The organism is Streptomyces sp. AA1529 (genome assembly GCF_000280905.1).
GTDB lineage: Bacteria > Actinomycetota > Actinomycetes > Streptomycetales > Streptomycetaceae > Streptomyces.
In genome coordinates this window covers 95,412-108,511 of the sequence record NZ_ALAP01000078.1, presented here as the reverse complement: position 1 = coordinate 108,511, position 13,100 = coordinate 95,412, and the positions used below count along the sequence as shown (strand labels likewise).

Sequence of the window (13,100 nt, the reverse complement as noted above, 5' to 3'; positions counted from 1 at the left end):
ATGCTACCCGTGAGTAGTCGAGGCGGCGAGAGGCACCGGGACGCGGGTCAGCGGCTCGGAGCCGGAGCCGGAGCCGGTTCCGCCGCGGCGGCAATCGGCGCCGTGCCCAGGGAAGCACCGGAAGGAGCGGGAGCCGCGTCCCCGGCAGCCGCCGGGAGACCGCGCTCCCGGGTGGAGAGCACCACCCGCAGCACGCCGATCCACACCAGCGTCGAGCCCAGCAGATGCAGCCCGACCAGGACCTCGGGCAGATCGGTCGCGTACTGCACATATCCGAGGGCGCCCTGCGCCAGCAGCACCAGGATCAGGTTCCGCACCGTCCTGCGCGGACCGGCCGGCGCGTCCATCAGGCGCAGCCCGAGGGCGAGGACGAGGGCCAGCAGCACCACGATCCAGGCGAACGCCGCGTGGGTGCGGGTGGCCAGCTCCACGGCGACCGGCATCCGGTCCACCTCGCTGCTGTCACCCGCGTGCGGCCCCGCCCCGGTGACCACGGTGCCCGCGACGACCAGGCAGGCCGTGAAGCCGAGCAGGACGTGGGTGAGCCTGCGCACCGGCCTGCCCACCAGCGGCCGGGGCGGCGCGTCGCCCTCCCGCGCGCGCAGCCAGGTGAGGGTGGTGACGGTCAGCAGCGCGGTCGCGGCCAGGAAGTGCCCGGCGACGACGAAGGGGTTCAGCTTCACCCACACCGTGATGCCGCCCACCACGCCGTTGCCCACCACGACCCAGAACTGCGCCCAGGCGAGCCGGCTCAGGCCCCGGCGGGCGGGCTTCGCCGCCCGTACGGCGACGATGGTCCAGCCGACCGCGGCCGAGACCACCCAGGTCATCATGCGGTTGCCGAACTCGATGGCCCCGTGCACCCCCATGGCGGAGGTGGCCGTGAGGCTGTCGTCGCTGCACTTGGGCCAGGTGTCGCAGCCCAGGCCCGAGCCGGTCAGCCGCACCGCGCCGCCGGTCACCACGATGACGATGCTCATCAGCAGCGCGGCCAGTGCCGCCCGCTCCACGGTGCGGGGCGAGGGGGTCCAGCGCGCGGCGATGTACGCGACGGGGTTACGTACGAGTTCGAGCAGTTTCGGCACGAAGCCATGGTAGAGGGCCGCTTGTGCGCGCATTCACGAGGGTCGCCCGGGGGGCGTCACTCCCACTTGAAGAACCGCGCGGCGGCCCCGAGGCCCAGTACCGCCCAGACCGCCAGCACCCCCAGATCGCCCCACGGCATCCCGGTCCCGTGCCGGAGCACCTCGCGCAGCCCGTCGGAGAGGGCGGAGATGGGCAGCAGCCGCAGCACGCCCTGCACGGCGTCCGGGAACCGCTCCAGCGGGACCACGACCCCGCCGCCCACCAGCAGCAGGATGAACACCAGATTGGCCGCCGCCAGCGTGGCCTCCGCCCGCAGGGTGCCGGCCATCAGCAGCCCGAGTCCGGAGAAGGCCGCCGTGCCCAGCAGCAGGAGGAGCAGCACCGCGCCGGGGTTGCCGTGCGGCGACCAGCCCAGCGCCAGCGCCACCACGCTCAGCAGCAGCACCTGCAGGGCCTCGATCACCAGCACCGAGCAGGTCTTCGCGGTCATCAGCCCCCACCGCGGCAGCGGCGAGGCGCCCAGCCGCTTGAGGACGCCGTAGCGGCGCTCGAAGCCGGTGGCGATGGCCTGCCCGGTGAAGGCGGTGGAGAGCACGGCCAGCGCCAGGATGCCGGGCGCCAGGAAGTCGACCCGGGAGCCGCGGCCGGTGTCGACGATGTCGACGGCGCCGAAGAGCACCAGCAGCAGCGTCGGGATGACGACGGTCAGCAGCAGCTGCTCGCCGTTGCGCAGCTGGGTGCGGGTCTCCAGCCACGCCTGCGCCCGCACCATGCGCGGCAGCGGCGCGGCTCCCGGCGCGGGCGCGTACCTGCCGCCGGCGGTACCGGTTCCGTTCACGAGCGCAGCTCCTTCCCCGTCAGTTCCAGGAAGACGTCCTCCAGCGTTCTGCGCTCCACGGAGATCCGGTCGGGCAGGACGCCGTTCTGCGCGCACCAGGACGTCACGGTGGCCAGGAGCTGCGGGTCGACCGTGCCGGTGAGCCGGTAGCTGCCGGGGCTGAGCTCGGCCGCGCCGGTCTGCGGCGGCAGCGCTTTGAGCAGCGACTTCAGGTCGAGCCCCGGGCGTCCGGTGAAGCGCAGGGTGTTCTCCGCGCCGCCCCGGCACAGCTCCTCGGGGGAGCCGTGGGCGATGACCCTGCCGCCGTCGACGATGGCGACGTCGTCGGACAGCTCCTCGGCCTCGTCCATGGCGTGGGTGGTCAGCAGCACCGTCACTCCGTCGGCGCGCAGCTCGCGCACCAGGTCCCAGGTGGCGTGCCGGGCCTGCGGGTCGAGCCCGGCGGTCGGTTCGTCCAGGAAGACCAGCTCGGGGCGGCCCACCAGGGCCAGTGCCAGACCGAGCCGCTGCTGCTGGCCGCCGGAGAGTCTGCGGTAGGGGGTGCGGCCGCAGCCGCCCAGGCCGAGGCGGTCGATCAGCGCGGGCACCTCCAGCGGGTGCGCGTGCAGTGCCGCCATGTGGCGGAGTGTCTCCTCGGCTCTGGCCGTGGGGTAGATCCCGCCGCTCTGGAGCATCACCCCGATCCGGGGCCGCAGCTCGGCGCCCTGGGCGATCGGGTCGAGGCCGAGCACCCGCACGGTGCCGGAGTCCGGCCTGCGGTAGCCCTCGCAGGTCTCGACGGTGGTGGTCTTACCCGCTCCGTTGGGGCCGAGGAACGCGGTGACGGTGCCCCGCGCGACGGTCAGATCGAGTCCGTCGACGGCGGTCCTGCTGCCGTACCGCTTCACCAGCCCGGCGACCTCCACAGCCGCTGAACTTCGCATGCAGGCAGTCTAGGGAGCGGGCCGCGGCGCTCCTGCGGCGGGCTGCGGCGGGCTGCGGCGGCCCAACCGGCGGACGCAGGCCCGCCGGTTAGGCCAGCCTTACGTGATGTACTCCATCGGGGCTGGTCAGGGCTGTCGCTTGCCGGGTTCGGCGGAATTAAGCAACAATGGCGTTGTGAAAAAGAGGGACCACGCTCGGGAGCATCGACCGATGGCCGCACCGGCCACCGGCGGAGCCGCGTCGGGCCCCTCCGCGCAGGATGAACAGCACGGCACGCGGAACAAGGTCGCGCGCTCCGTCCTGGATCACGGCCCTTCCACCGCGGCCGAGCTGGCGCTGCGGCTGGAGCTGACCCAGGCGGCCGTCCGCCGTCATCTGGACGCGCTCGTGGCCGAGGGCGTCGTGGAGCCCCGCGACAAGCGGGTCTACGGCTCGCGCGGCCGGGGCCGCCCCGCCAAGGTCTTCGCCCTGACCGACTGCGGGCGGGATGCGTTCGACCAGGCGTACGACGAGCTCGCCGCCGACGCCCTGCGCTGGATCGCCCGGACCGCCGGGGACGGCGAGGTCGGGGAGGCCGCGGTCGCGGCCTTCGCGCGCGCCCGGGTGGAGGCGCAGGCGGAGAAGTACCAGGAGGCCCTGGAGCGGGTCGTGCCCGAGGACCGGGTGCGGGCCCTGGCGCAGGCGCTGACCGCGGACGGGTACGCTGCCACCGCGCGTGACGCGCCCGCGCAGGCCGGCGAGCAGCTCTGCCAGCACCACTGCCCGGTGGCCCACACGGCCGAGCAGTTCCCCCAGCTGTGCGAGGCGGAGACGGAGGTCTTCTCGCGACTGCTGGGTACGCATGTCCAGCGGCTGGCGACCATCGCGCACGGCGACGGAGTGTGCACGACGTTCATCCCCAGGACACATCCGCACCCCGGGACCGTCGCGGCCCGGCCACCGGCAGCCAGGACCCCCGCACGACCACCGAAGACCAGCAACGCCACCAACGTGAACGACGCCGGGAGGAACCCCGCATGACCGCTCCTACGGAGACTGCTCACCCTGAGCTCGAGGGGCTGGGCAAGTACGAGTACGGCTGGTCCGACTCCGACGCCGCGGGTGCAGCCGCGAAGCGCGGCCTCTCCCAGGATGTCGTCCGCGACATCTCGGAGAAGAAGAACGAGCCCGACTGGATGCTCAAGCTGCGCCTCAAGGGGCACAAGCTCTTCGAGAAGAAGCCGATGCCCAACTGGGGCTCGGACCTGTCGGGCATCGACTTCGACAACATCAAGTACTTCGTGCGGTCCACCGAGAAGCAGGCGCAGTCCTGGGAGGACCTGCCCGAGGACATCAAGAACACCTACGACAAGCTCGGCATCCCGGAGGCGGAGAAGCAGCGCCTGGTCGCCGGTGTCGCCGCGCAGTACGAGTCGGAGGTCGTCTACCACCAGATCCGCGAGGACCTGGAGAAGCAGGGCGTCCTCTTCCTGGACACGGACACGGCGCTGCGCGAGCACCCCGAGCTGTTCCAGGAGCACTTCGGCACCGTCATCCCGGCCGGCGACAACAAGTTCGCCGCGCTGAACACGGCGGTGTGGTCGGGCGGCTCCTTCATCTACGTGCCGCCGGGCGTGCACGTCGACATCCCGCTCCAGGCCTACTTCCGGATCAACACCGAGAACATGGGCCAGTTCGAGCGGACGCTGATCATCGTCGACGAGGACGCCTATGTGCACTACGTCGAGGGCTGCACGGCGCCGATCTACGACTCGGACTCGCTGCACTCGGCCGTCGTCGAGATCATCGTCAAGAAGGGCGGCCGCTGCCGCTACACGACCATCCAGAACTGGTCGAACAACGTCTACAACCTGGTCACCAAGCGCGCCGTGGCCTACGAGGGCGCGACCATGGAGTGGGTGGACGGCAACCTCGGCTCCAAGGTGACGATGAAGTACCCGGCGGTCTACCTCATGGGTGAGCACGCCAAGGGCGAGACGCTGTCCGTCGCCTTCGCGGGCGAGGGCCAGCACCAGGACGCGGGCGCCAAGATGGTCCACATGGCCCCCCGCACCTCCTCGAACATCGTCTCGAAGTCGGTGGCCCGCAGCGGTGGCCGGACCTCCTACCGGGGTCTCATCGAGATCGGTGAGGGCGCCGAGGGCTCCAAGTCCAACGTGCTGTGCGACGCGCTGCTGGTGGACACCGTCTCGCGCTCCGACACCTACCCCTACGTCGACGTCCGCGAGGACGACGTGACGATGGGCCACGAGGCGACCGTCTCCAAGGTCAGCGACGACCAGCTCTTCTACCTGATGAGCCGCGGTCTGTCCGAGGACGAGGCCATGGCGATGATCGTGCGCGGCTTCGTCGAGCCGATCGCCAAGGAGCTGCCCATGGAGTACGCGCTGGAGCTGAACCGGCTGATCGAGCTGCAGATGGAAGGAGCGGTCGGCTGACGCCGCCCGCCCCCGTTCCGAGTCATCCGTGACCCCTTCTCCGACCAGGTGAGCGAGCCGAAGGGGGCGCCGGTGCCGAAGTGGAGAACGCGCGCGGGTCCCGGATGACGAGGGAGCGAGCACGATCGAACGCCGGCACCGGGTCCGAGCCCCCGGAGGCGGGCGCACACAAAGAGGCAGAAAGCGAGCAACACGACAGCCATGGCTGAGGCCCAGAACATCCCCGTCGGTTCCAACACCACGGGATCCATCGCGGTGGCCGCAGAGTCCACCACCGCCACCAGGATGAGCGCCCCGCCGTCCTTCGACGTGGCGGACTTCCCGGTGCCGCACGGCCGCGAGGAGGAGTGGCGCTTCACTCCTCTGGACCGGCTCAAGGGCCTGCACGACGGTACGGCGCAGGCGACCGGCTCGGTCAAGACCGAGGTGTCCGCGCCCGACGGGGTCACCGTCGAGAAGGTGTCGCGGGACGACGCGCGCGTCGGCCGTGCCGGCAAGCCGGTGGACCGGGTGGCGGCGCAGGCGTTCTCCGCGTTCGAGAAGGCCAGTGTCATCTCGGTGCCCAAGGACGCGGTGCTGACCGAGCCGGTGCGGGTGTCCCTGCACGGCGAGGGCGGTGTGACCTACGGCCACACCGTCTTCGACATCGGCGCCTTCGCGGAGGCCGTCATCGTCATCGACCACACCGGTGACGCGGTGCGCTCGGCCAATGTCGAGTTCGTGCTCGGCGACGGCGCCAAGGTGACCGTCGTCTCCGTGCAGGACTGGGACGACACCGCCGTGCACTGCTCGCAGCACAACGCGCTGGTGGGCCGGGACGCGACCTTCAAGTCGGTCGTGGTCACCTTCGGCGGCGACCTGGTGCGGCTCAACCCCCGGGTCAGCTACGCCGGCCCCGGAGCCGAGGCCGAGCTGTACGGCCTGTACTTCACCGACGCCGGGCAGCACCAGGAGCACCGGCTGCTCGTCGACCACGACACCCCCAACTGCCGCAGCAACGTCGCCTACAAGGGCGCGCTCCAGGGCGACGACGCGCACGCGGTGTGGATCGGTGACGTGCTCATCCAGGCGGCGGCCACCGGCACCGACACCTACGAGCTGAACCGCAACCTGGTGCTCACGGACGGCTCGCGTGTCGACTCGGTCCCCAACCTGGAGATCGAGACCGGCGAGATCGTCGGCGCCGGGCACGCCTCGGCGACCGGCCGCTTCGAGGACGAGCAGCTCTTCTACCTGATGGCGCGCGGCATCTCGGAGCGCGAGGCGCGCCGGCTGGTGGTGCGCGGCTTCTTCGCCGAGCTCGTCCAGCAGGTCGGCATTGCGGACGTGGAGGAGCGCCTCCTCGCCCGGATCGAGGCGGAGCTGGAGGCGTCGGTCTGATGAGCGAGAGCTTCGTCAGGGCCGCCTCGCTGGGCGACCTGGAGGAGGACACCCCGCTGCGGGTGGAGCTGGACGGCGTTCCGGTCTCCCTCGTGCGCACCGAGGGTGAGGTGTTCGCCGTCAACGACATCTGCTCGCACGCCAATGTGTCGCTCTCGGAGGGCGACGTGGAGGACTGCACCATCGAGTGCTGGCTGCACGGCTCCCGCTTCGACCTGCGCACCGGCAAGCCCTCCGGGCTGCCCGCCACCCGCCCCGTCCCCGTGTACCCCGTCAAGATCGAAGGAGACGGCCCCGATGCGGCAGTGCTCGTCTCCGTCACACAGGAGTCCTGAAGTCCCCATGGCAACGCTTGAGATCAACGACCTGCACGTCTCCGTCGAAACCGAGGGCGGCCCCAACGAGATCCTGCGCGGTGTCGACCTGACCGTGAAGCAGGGCGAGACGCACGCGATCATGGGGCCGAACGGCTCCGGCAAGTCCACGCTGGCCTACTCGCTGGCGGGGCACCCCAAGTACACCGTCACCAGCGGCTCGGTGAAGCTCGACGGCGAGGACGTCCTGGAGATGTCCGTCGACGAGCGCGCCCGCGCGGGTGTCTTCCTCGCCATGCAGTACCCGGTCGAGGTCCCGGGTGTCTCCGTCTCCAACTTCCTGCGCACCTCCGCCACCGCCGTCCGCGGCGAGGCCCCCAAGCTGCGTACCTGGGTCAAGGAGGTCAAGGAGGCCATGGAGCGCCTCTCGATCGACCCGAAGTTCGCCGAGCGCAACGTGAACGAGGGCTTCTCCGGCGGTGAGAAGAAGCGGCACGAGATCCTGCAGCTGGAGCTGCTGAAGCCGAAGATCGCGATCCTGGACGAGACCGACTCCGGCCTCGACGTGGACGCGCTGCGCGTCGTCTCCGAGGGCGTCAACCGGGTCCGGGAGACCGGCGAGGTGGGCACCCTGCTGATCACGCACTACACCCGCATCCTGCGCTACGTCAAGCCCGACCACGTGCATGTCTTCGCCAACGGGCGGATCGCCGAGTCCGGCGGTGCCGAGCTGGCCGACAAGCTGGAGGAAGAGGGCTACGAGGAGTACGTGAAGGGTGGTGCCACTGCGTGACACAGCTCCCGGGTCTGCTGGACACCGAGGCGATCCGTAAGGACTTCCCGATCCTGGACCGCCTGGTGCACGACGGGCAGAAGGTCGTCTACCTGGACAACGCCGCCACCTCGCAGAAGCCGACGCAGGTGCTCGACGCCCTCGCCGACTACTACGAGAAGCACAACGCCAACGTCCACCGCGGCGTGCATGTGCTGGCCGAGGAGGCCACGGCGCTGTACGAGGGCGCGCGCGACAAGGTCGCCGCGTTCATCAACGCGCCCAGCCGCGACGAGGTGATCTTCACCAAGAACGCCTCGGAGTCGCTCAACCTGGTGGCCAACATGCTCGGCTGGGCCGACGAGCCCTACCGCGTCGAGCGGGACACCGAGATCGTCATCACGGAGATGGAGCACCACTCCAACATCGTTCCGTGGCAGCTGCTCTCGCAGCGCACCGGCGCGAAGCTGAAGTGGTTCGGTCTCACCGACGAGGGCCGGCTGGACATGGCCGGGGTCGAGGAGCTGATCACGGAGCGCACCAAGGTGGTCGCGCTCACGCTCGTCTCCAACATCATGGGCACCTTCAACCCCGTCGAGGAGATCGTGCGGCGGGCGCAGGAGGTCGGCGCGCTGGTCGTGGTGGACGCCTCGCAGGCGGCCCCGCACATGGTGCTGGACGTGCAGGCGCTCCAGGCCGACTTCGTGGCCTTCACCGGCCACAAGATGTGCGGTCCCACCGGCATCGGCGTGCTGTGGGGGCGCCAGGAGCTGCTCAACGACCTGCCGCCGTTCCTCGGCGGCGGGGAGATGATCGAGACCGTCACGATGCACTCGTCGACGTACGCTCCGGCGCCGCACAAGTTCGAGGCGGGCACCCCGCCGATCGCGCAGGCGGTCGGGCTCGGTGCCGCCGTCGACTACCTCGGCGCGATCGGTATGGACCGGATCCACCAGCACGAGCAGGCACTGACGGAGTACGCGGTGCGCAAGCTCCAGGAGATCCCGGACCTGCGGATCATCGGCCCCGCCACGGCCGAGGACCGCGGTGCCACGATCTCCTTCACACTGGGTGACATTCATCCGCACGATGTCGGCCAGGTGCTGGACGAGCAGGGCATCGCGGTGCGGGTGGGCCATCACTGCGCCCGCCCGGTCTGCCTGCGGTACGGAATTCCTGCCACCACGCGAGCGTCGTTCTATCTGTACTCCACGCCCGCCGAGGTGGACGCCCTGGCGGACGGGCTGGAACACGTACGGAATTTCTTCGCTTAGGGGCTGTCGGTGAAGCTGGACTCGATGTACCAGGAAGTCATCCTGGACCACTACAAGCATCCGCACGGGCGCGGGCTGCGCGACGGCGATGCCGAGGTGCACCACGTCAACCCGACGTGCGGTGACGAGATCACCTTGCGTGTGCGGTACGACGGCGACACCATCGAGGATGTGTCGTACGAGGGCCAGGGCTGTTCGATCAGCCAGGCCAGCGCCTCGGTGCTGAACGAGCTGCTGGTCGGCAAGGAACTGCCCGAGGCCCGCAGGATCCAGGAGACGTTCCTGGAGCTGATGCAGTCCAAGGGTCAGCTCGAGCCGGACGACAGCATGGAGGACCTGCTGGAGGACGCCGTGGCGTTCGCCGGGGTCTCGAAGTACCCGGCGCGGGTGAAGTGCGCGCTGCTGAGCTGGATGGCGTGGAAGGACGCGACATCCAAGGCGTTCAGCGGGGCGGACGTGAGCGCGCAGGAGCCGGGGGAAGCCGACTCGGCCAAGGAGAAGACGGCATGACCGAGATGACCACCAAGCCCGCGAGCGAGGAAGAGGTCCGCGAGGCGCTCATGGACGTCGTCGACCCGGAGCTGGGTATCGACGTCGTCAACCTCGGCCTGATCTACGGGATCCACGTCGACGACGCGAACATCGCCACCATCGACATGACGCTCACCTCGGCGGCCTGTCCGCTGACCGACGTCATCGAGGACCAGGCGCAGTCCGCGACCGAGGGCATCGTCAACGAACTCAGGATCAATTGGGTCTGGATGCCCCCGTGGGGCCCCGACAAGATCACTGACGACGGGCGCGAGCAGCTCAGGGCGCTGGGCTTCAACGTCTGAGCGCTCCGGCAGCTGTTCCGCGTACGGCGGGTGACGGCCGCGCACCTTCGGGGTGCGCGGCCGTTTCGCATGGCCGGAAACCTTCCTGTGTACGACCGTACGCAACGTTGTGTACGCTCGTACGCATGACCTATGTGACGCTGGCGGCGGCGATCCTCGCGGAGGTACTGGGGACGACCGCGATGAAGTACAGCGAGGGCTTCAGCAGACTGGTGCCCTCGCTGCTGACGGCGGCCGGCTATCTGGTGGCGTTCGTGCTCCTCGCGCAGACGCTCAAGAGCCTGTCCGTGGGGACCGCCTATGCCATCTGGTCCGGTGCGGGGACGGCGGCGATCGCGCTGATCGGCATGGTGTTCATCGGCGAGTCGGTCACCGCCGCGAAGATCCTCGGCCTGCTGCTGGTGATATGCGGAGTCGTGGTGCTCAACCTGGGAGGCGCGCACTGATGGGACGGCGATACGACCCCGAGCGGCGGCAGCGGATCATCGACGCCGCGATCCGGCTGGTGGAGCTGAAGGGCATCTCGGCACTCAGCCACCGCTCCGTCGCGGCCGAGGCGGACGTGCCGCTGGGCTCCACCACCTACCACTTCGGGAGCCTGGACGATCTGCTCGTCGCGGCGCTCCAGCAGGTCACCTGCGGGCCGCAGTCCGAGATCGAGACCTGGGACCGGGAACTGTCCGGCCGGGAATCCCTGCTGGATGTGATGGTGCGGATCCTGGAGGAGTACGCCTCGGGAGCGCACGGACGCATCCGGCTGGAGTACGAGCTCTATCTCGCCGCCCTGCGCCGCCCGCCGCTCCAGCCGGTCGCGGCGGCCTGGATCGACGACTGGGTCGAGGTGGTCGGCCGGCACACCGCGGACCCGGCCACGGCCCGGGCGCTGGCCGCGCTGATCGACGGACTGCTGCTGCAGATCCTGCTCACCGACCGCCCCTTCGACCGGACGGAGGTCCGCTCGGCGCTCGCCCGGGTGCTCGGCGGCCCGGGCCCGGCCGCGGACGGTGACCGCTCCTAGCCTGACCGGCCCGTGGACCGGTTCGTCATCGCCCGCCCGCTCCGGATAGCGTTCGAGGTATGACCGACGCACCCACTCTCCGCACCACCGGCGCCGTCGCCGCCGGCCTCGCCACCGTCGCCGACGGCACGGTCCTGGACACCTGGTTCCCCAGCCCGGAGCTCGTCGCGGAGCCCGGCCCGGCGGGCAGCGAGCGGCTGAACGCCGAGCGCGCCGCCGAGCTGCTCGGCAGCGCCGCGCCGCAGGCACTCGGGGAGGACCCGCGCCGCGGCGTCGAGATCGTCGCCGTCCGCACGGTCATCTCCTCCCTGGACGACAAGCCGCTGGACGCGCACGACGTGTATCTGCGCCTGCACCTGCTCAGCCACCGCCTGGTACGCCCGCACGGGCTCAGCCTGGAAGGGCAGTTCGCGCACCTGGCCAATGTCGCCTGGACCAACCTGGGTCCGGTGCCGGTCGACCAGGTCGACCGGGCCCGGCTCGCCGCCCGTGCCTCCGGTGCGCACCTGGCGGTGACCAGCGTGGACAAGTTCCCGCGGATGACCGACTACGTGGTCCCCAAGGGCGTCCGGATCGGCGACGCCGACCGGGTCCGGCTGGGCGCGCACCTCGCCGAGGGCACCACCGTCATGCACGAGGGCTTCTGCAACTTCAACGCCGGCACCCTGGGCACCTCCATGGTCGAGGGCCGGATCAGCGCGGGAGTCGTCCTCGGCGACGGCACCGACCTGGGCGGCGGCGCCTCGATCATGGGCACCCTCTCCGGCGGCGGCAAGCAGGTCGTCTCCATCGGCGAGCGCTGCCTGATCGGTGCCGAGGCGGGCATCGGGATCTCGCTCGGCGACGACTCGGTCGTCGAGGCCGGCCTCTATGTCACGGCCGGTACCCGCGTCACCCTCCCGGACGGGAAGATCGTCAAGGCGCTGGAGCTGTCCGGCGCCAACAACCTGCTCTTCCGCCGCAACTCGGTCACCGGCGCCGTCGAGGCCCTGCAGCGCAGCGGCTCGTGGGGCGGCCTGAACGAGGCGCTGCACAGCCACAACTGAGCCGGCCGGGTGCGTCCGCGCCGCCACGCCACCGCTGGAGCGGAGCGCGGCGGCGCGGCGTCACAACTGCGCAACCGATCGGGAGGGCGGCGGGCGCACCCGTCCCGCACCCGGGCCCGCAGGCCGTAGGCTTGCCATATGCGTGATCTTGGGGCCGGGCTGCGGTACTTGGGGCGGGGACAGCGGTGGGTGCTCACCCACGGGCGGTGGTTCGGGTTCGGGCTGCTGCCCGCGCTGATCACATTCGTCCTCTACGCGGCGGCCCTCGTCGCGCTCGGCTTCTACGCCGACGACCTCGCCGCCTGGGCCACGCCCTTCGCCGACGACTGGGACGCCACCGGCCGCGCCCTGACCCGCGGTGCCTTCGCGGTCATGCTGTGGTGCGCCGTGCTGATGCTGGCCGTGGTGACGTTCGCGGCGGTCACCCTGCTGATCGGCGACCCGTTCTACGAGAAGCTCTCCGAACGGGTCGAGGAGAGCGAGGGCGGACTGCCCGGGCAGGTCGTCGACCGGCCCCTGTGGCGGGAGCTGTGGACCTCGCTGTGCGACAGCGCCTACGTGCTCTTCCGGACGCTGCTGTTCACGGTTCCGCTCTTCTTCCTCGGCTTCGTCCCGCTGCTCGGGCAGAGCGTCGTCCCGGCGCTCGGCTTCTGCGTCGCGGGATTCTTCCTCACCCTGGAACTCGCCTCGGTCGGGCTGCAACGCCGGGGCGTCCCGGTTCGGGAGCGGCTGGCGATGCTGCGCCGGCGCAAGGCCCTCGCGCTGGGCTTCGGAGTGCCCCTGGCGCTGGCCTTCCTGGTGCCGCTGCTCGCCGTCCCGCTGATGCCGGGTGCCGTCGCGGGCGCGACCCTGCTGGTGCGGGACCTGACCGGAACCCGGCCCGGGCCCGGCGCACCCGGAGCGGCGCCGGGTGCCGGAGGGCCGCCGCCCCAGGGTCCGGCCGGCCGCCCGGGCCCGGTCCCCGGAGCGCCGGGCGCCCCGTACGGCGCCCCTCCGGTACCGCCCCACGGCGCGCCGGGGACACCGCCCCACGGCTCGCCCGGGGCGCCCCCGCACGGCGGACAGCCCGCTGTTCCGCCGCCGTCCGGGCACCGGGGCGGCAAGCCGCCGCGGTGGGCCTGACCGACCCGCCGGTGAGCGGCGGGACGGGCGCGCCGCCCCGCAGCCGTCCGGG

The 13,100-nt window shown here is 71.1% G+C and carries 15 protein-coding genes; 12 read left to right on the top strand and 3 right to left on the bottom strand.

Annotated features, from left to right (window positions below):
* Positions 1–47: 47 nt before the first annotated feature.
* The 3 genes from A949_RS0122770 to A949_RS0122760 form a co-directional block, all read right to left on the bottom strand.
* Positions 48–1,118, bottom strand: a complete 1,071-nt coding sequence (locus tag A949_RS0122770) for a COX15/CtaA family protein (protein ID WP_019358345.1) — start codon at positions 1,116–1,118, stop codon at positions 48–50.
* Positions 1,119–1,141: 23 nt separating this feature from the next.
* The gene (locus A949_RS0122765) at positions 1,142–1,858 is read right to left on the bottom strand and encodes an ABC transporter permease (RefSeq protein WP_078565508.1); all 717 of its coding nucleotides are present in this window, start codon (positions 1,856–1,858) and stop codon (positions 1,142–1,144) included.
* Between the two features lie 62 nt (positions 1,859–1,920).
* Complete coding sequence (locus tag A949_RS0122760) at positions 1,921–2,847, bottom strand: ABC transporter ATP-binding protein (RefSeq protein ID WP_026004933.1); 927 nt, start codon at positions 2,845–2,847, stop codon at positions 1,921–1,923.
* Positions 2,848–3,058: 211 nt separating this feature from the next.
* Between A949_RS0122760 and A949_RS0122755 the strand changes: the two genes are divergently transcribed.
* The 12 genes from A949_RS0122755 (at position 3,059) to A949_RS34205 (ending at position 13,048) form a co-directional block, all read left to right on the top strand.
* Entirely contained in the window at positions 3,059–3,868 is an 810-nt protein-coding gene (locus A949_RS0122755; RefSeq protein WP_019358342.1) for a helix-turn-helix transcriptional regulator, read from the top strand.
* On the top strand, positions 3,865–5,286 hold the full coding sequence (gene sufB, locus A949_RS0122750; protein ID WP_019358341.1) for a Fe-S cluster assembly protein SufB: 1,422 nt from the start codon (positions 3,865–3,867) through the stop codon (positions 5,284–5,286). The genes A949_RS0122755 and sufB overlap by 4 nt, the downstream gene beginning before the upstream one ends.
* A gap of 201 nt (positions 5,287–5,487) precedes the next feature.
* Positions 5,488–6,666, top strand: a complete 1,179-nt coding sequence (gene sufD, locus A949_RS0122745) for a Fe-S cluster assembly protein SufD (protein ID WP_019358340.1) — start codon at positions 5,488–5,490, stop codon at positions 6,664–6,666.
* Entirely contained in the window at positions 6,666–7,001 is a 336-nt protein-coding gene (locus tag A949_RS0122740) for a non-heme iron oxygenase ferredoxin subunit (protein WP_019358339.1), read from the top strand. Before sufD ends, A949_RS0122740 begins: the two co-directional genes overlap by 1 nt.
* A gap of 7 nt (positions 7,002–7,008) precedes the next feature.
* Complete coding sequence (gene sufC, locus A949_RS0122735; RefSeq protein WP_019358338.1) at positions 7,009–7,773, top strand: Fe-S cluster assembly ATPase SufC; 765 nt, start codon at positions 7,009–7,011, stop codon at positions 7,771–7,773.
* Complete coding sequence (locus A949_RS0122730; RefSeq protein WP_019358337.1) at positions 7,770–9,026, top strand: cysteine desulfurase; 1,257 nt, start codon at positions 7,770–7,772, stop codon at positions 9,024–9,026. Before sufC ends, A949_RS0122730 begins: the two co-directional genes overlap by 4 nt.
* Positions 9,027–9,035: 9 nt before the next feature.
* Entirely contained in the window at positions 9,036–9,536 is a 501-nt protein-coding gene (gene sufU, locus A949_RS0122725; protein WP_019358336.1) for a Fe-S cluster assembly sulfur transfer protein SufU, read from the top strand.
* Complete coding sequence (locus tag A949_RS0122720; protein WP_019358335.1) at positions 9,533–9,862, top strand: metal-sulfur cluster assembly factor; 330 nt, start codon at positions 9,533–9,535, stop codon at positions 9,860–9,862. The genes sufU and A949_RS0122720 overlap by 4 nt, the downstream gene beginning before the upstream one ends.
* Positions 9,863–9,987: 125 nt before the next feature.
* On the top strand, positions 9,988–10,308 hold the full coding sequence (locus tag A949_RS0122715) for a DMT family transporter (RefSeq protein WP_019358334.1): 321 nt from the start codon (positions 9,988–9,990) through the stop codon (positions 10,306–10,308).
* Complete coding sequence (locus A949_RS0122710) at positions 10,308–10,880, top strand: TetR/AcrR family transcriptional regulator (RefSeq protein ID WP_019358333.1); 573 nt, start codon at positions 10,308–10,310, stop codon at positions 10,878–10,880. Before A949_RS0122715 ends, A949_RS0122710 begins: the two co-directional genes overlap by 1 nt.
* 59 nt (positions 10,881–10,939) lie before the next feature.
* Positions 10,940–11,926, top strand: a complete 987-nt coding sequence (dapD, locus tag A949_RS0122705) for a 2,3,4,5-tetrahydropyridine-2,6-dicarboxylate N-succinyltransferase (protein WP_019358332.1) — start codon at positions 10,940–10,942, stop codon at positions 11,924–11,926.
* Positions 11,927–12,064: 138 nt separating this feature from the next.
* On the top strand, positions 12,065–13,048 hold the full coding sequence (locus A949_RS34205; RefSeq protein ID WP_051019592.1) for an EI24 domain-containing protein: 984 nt from the start codon (positions 12,065–12,067) through the stop codon (positions 13,046–13,048).
* Positions 13,049–13,100: the final 52 nt, after the last annotated feature.

Bases quoted from the DNA above. Each gene is read 5' to 3' on its own strand.
- A949_RS0122770 (WP_019358345.1), bottom strand. From the start codon at position 1,118: ATGCGCGCACAAGCGGCCCTCTACCATGGCTTCGTGCCGAAACTGCTC.
- A949_RS0122765 (WP_078565508.1), bottom strand. From the start codon at position 1,858: ATGGTGCGGGCGCAGGCGTGGCTGGAGACCCGCACCCAGCTGCGCAAC.
- A949_RS0122760 (WP_026004933.1), bottom strand. From the start codon at position 2,847: ATGCGAAGTTCAGCGGCTGTGGAGGTCGCCGGGCTGGTGAAGCGGTAC.
- A949_RS0122755 (WP_019358342.1), top strand. From the start codon at position 3,059: ATGGCCGCACCGGCCACCGGCGGAGCCGCGTCGGGCCCCTCCGCGCAG.
- sufB (WP_019358341.1), top strand. From the start codon at position 3,865: ATGACCGCTCCTACGGAGACTGCTCACCCTGAGCTCGAGGGGCTGGGC.
- sufD (WP_019358340.1), top strand. From the start codon at position 5,488: ATGGCTGAGGCCCAGAACATCCCCGTCGGTTCCAACACCACGGGATCC.
- A949_RS0122740 (WP_019358339.1), top strand. From the start codon at position 6,666: ATGAGCGAGAGCTTCGTCAGGGCCGCCTCGCTGGGCGACCTGGAGGAG.
- sufC (WP_019358338.1), top strand. From the start codon at position 7,009: ATGGCAACGCTTGAGATCAACGACCTGCACGTCTCCGTCGAAACCGAG.
- A949_RS0122720 (WP_019358335.1), top strand. From the start codon at position 9,533: ATGACCGAGATGACCACCAAGCCCGCGAGCGAGGAAGAGGTCCGCGAG.
- A949_RS0122715 (WP_019358334.1), top strand. From the start codon at position 9,988: ATGACCTATGTGACGCTGGCGGCGGCGATCCTCGCGGAGGTACTGGGG.
- A949_RS0122710 (WP_019358333.1), top strand. From the start codon at position 10,308: ATGGGACGGCGATACGACCCCGAGCGGCGGCAGCGGATCATCGACGCC.
- dapD (WP_019358332.1), top strand. From the start codon at position 10,940: ATGACCGACGCACCCACTCTCCGCACCACCGGCGCCGTCGCCGCCGGC.
- A949_RS34205 (WP_051019592.1), top strand. From the start codon at position 12,065: ATGCGTGATCTTGGGGCCGGGCTGCGGTACTTGGGGCGGGGACAGCGG.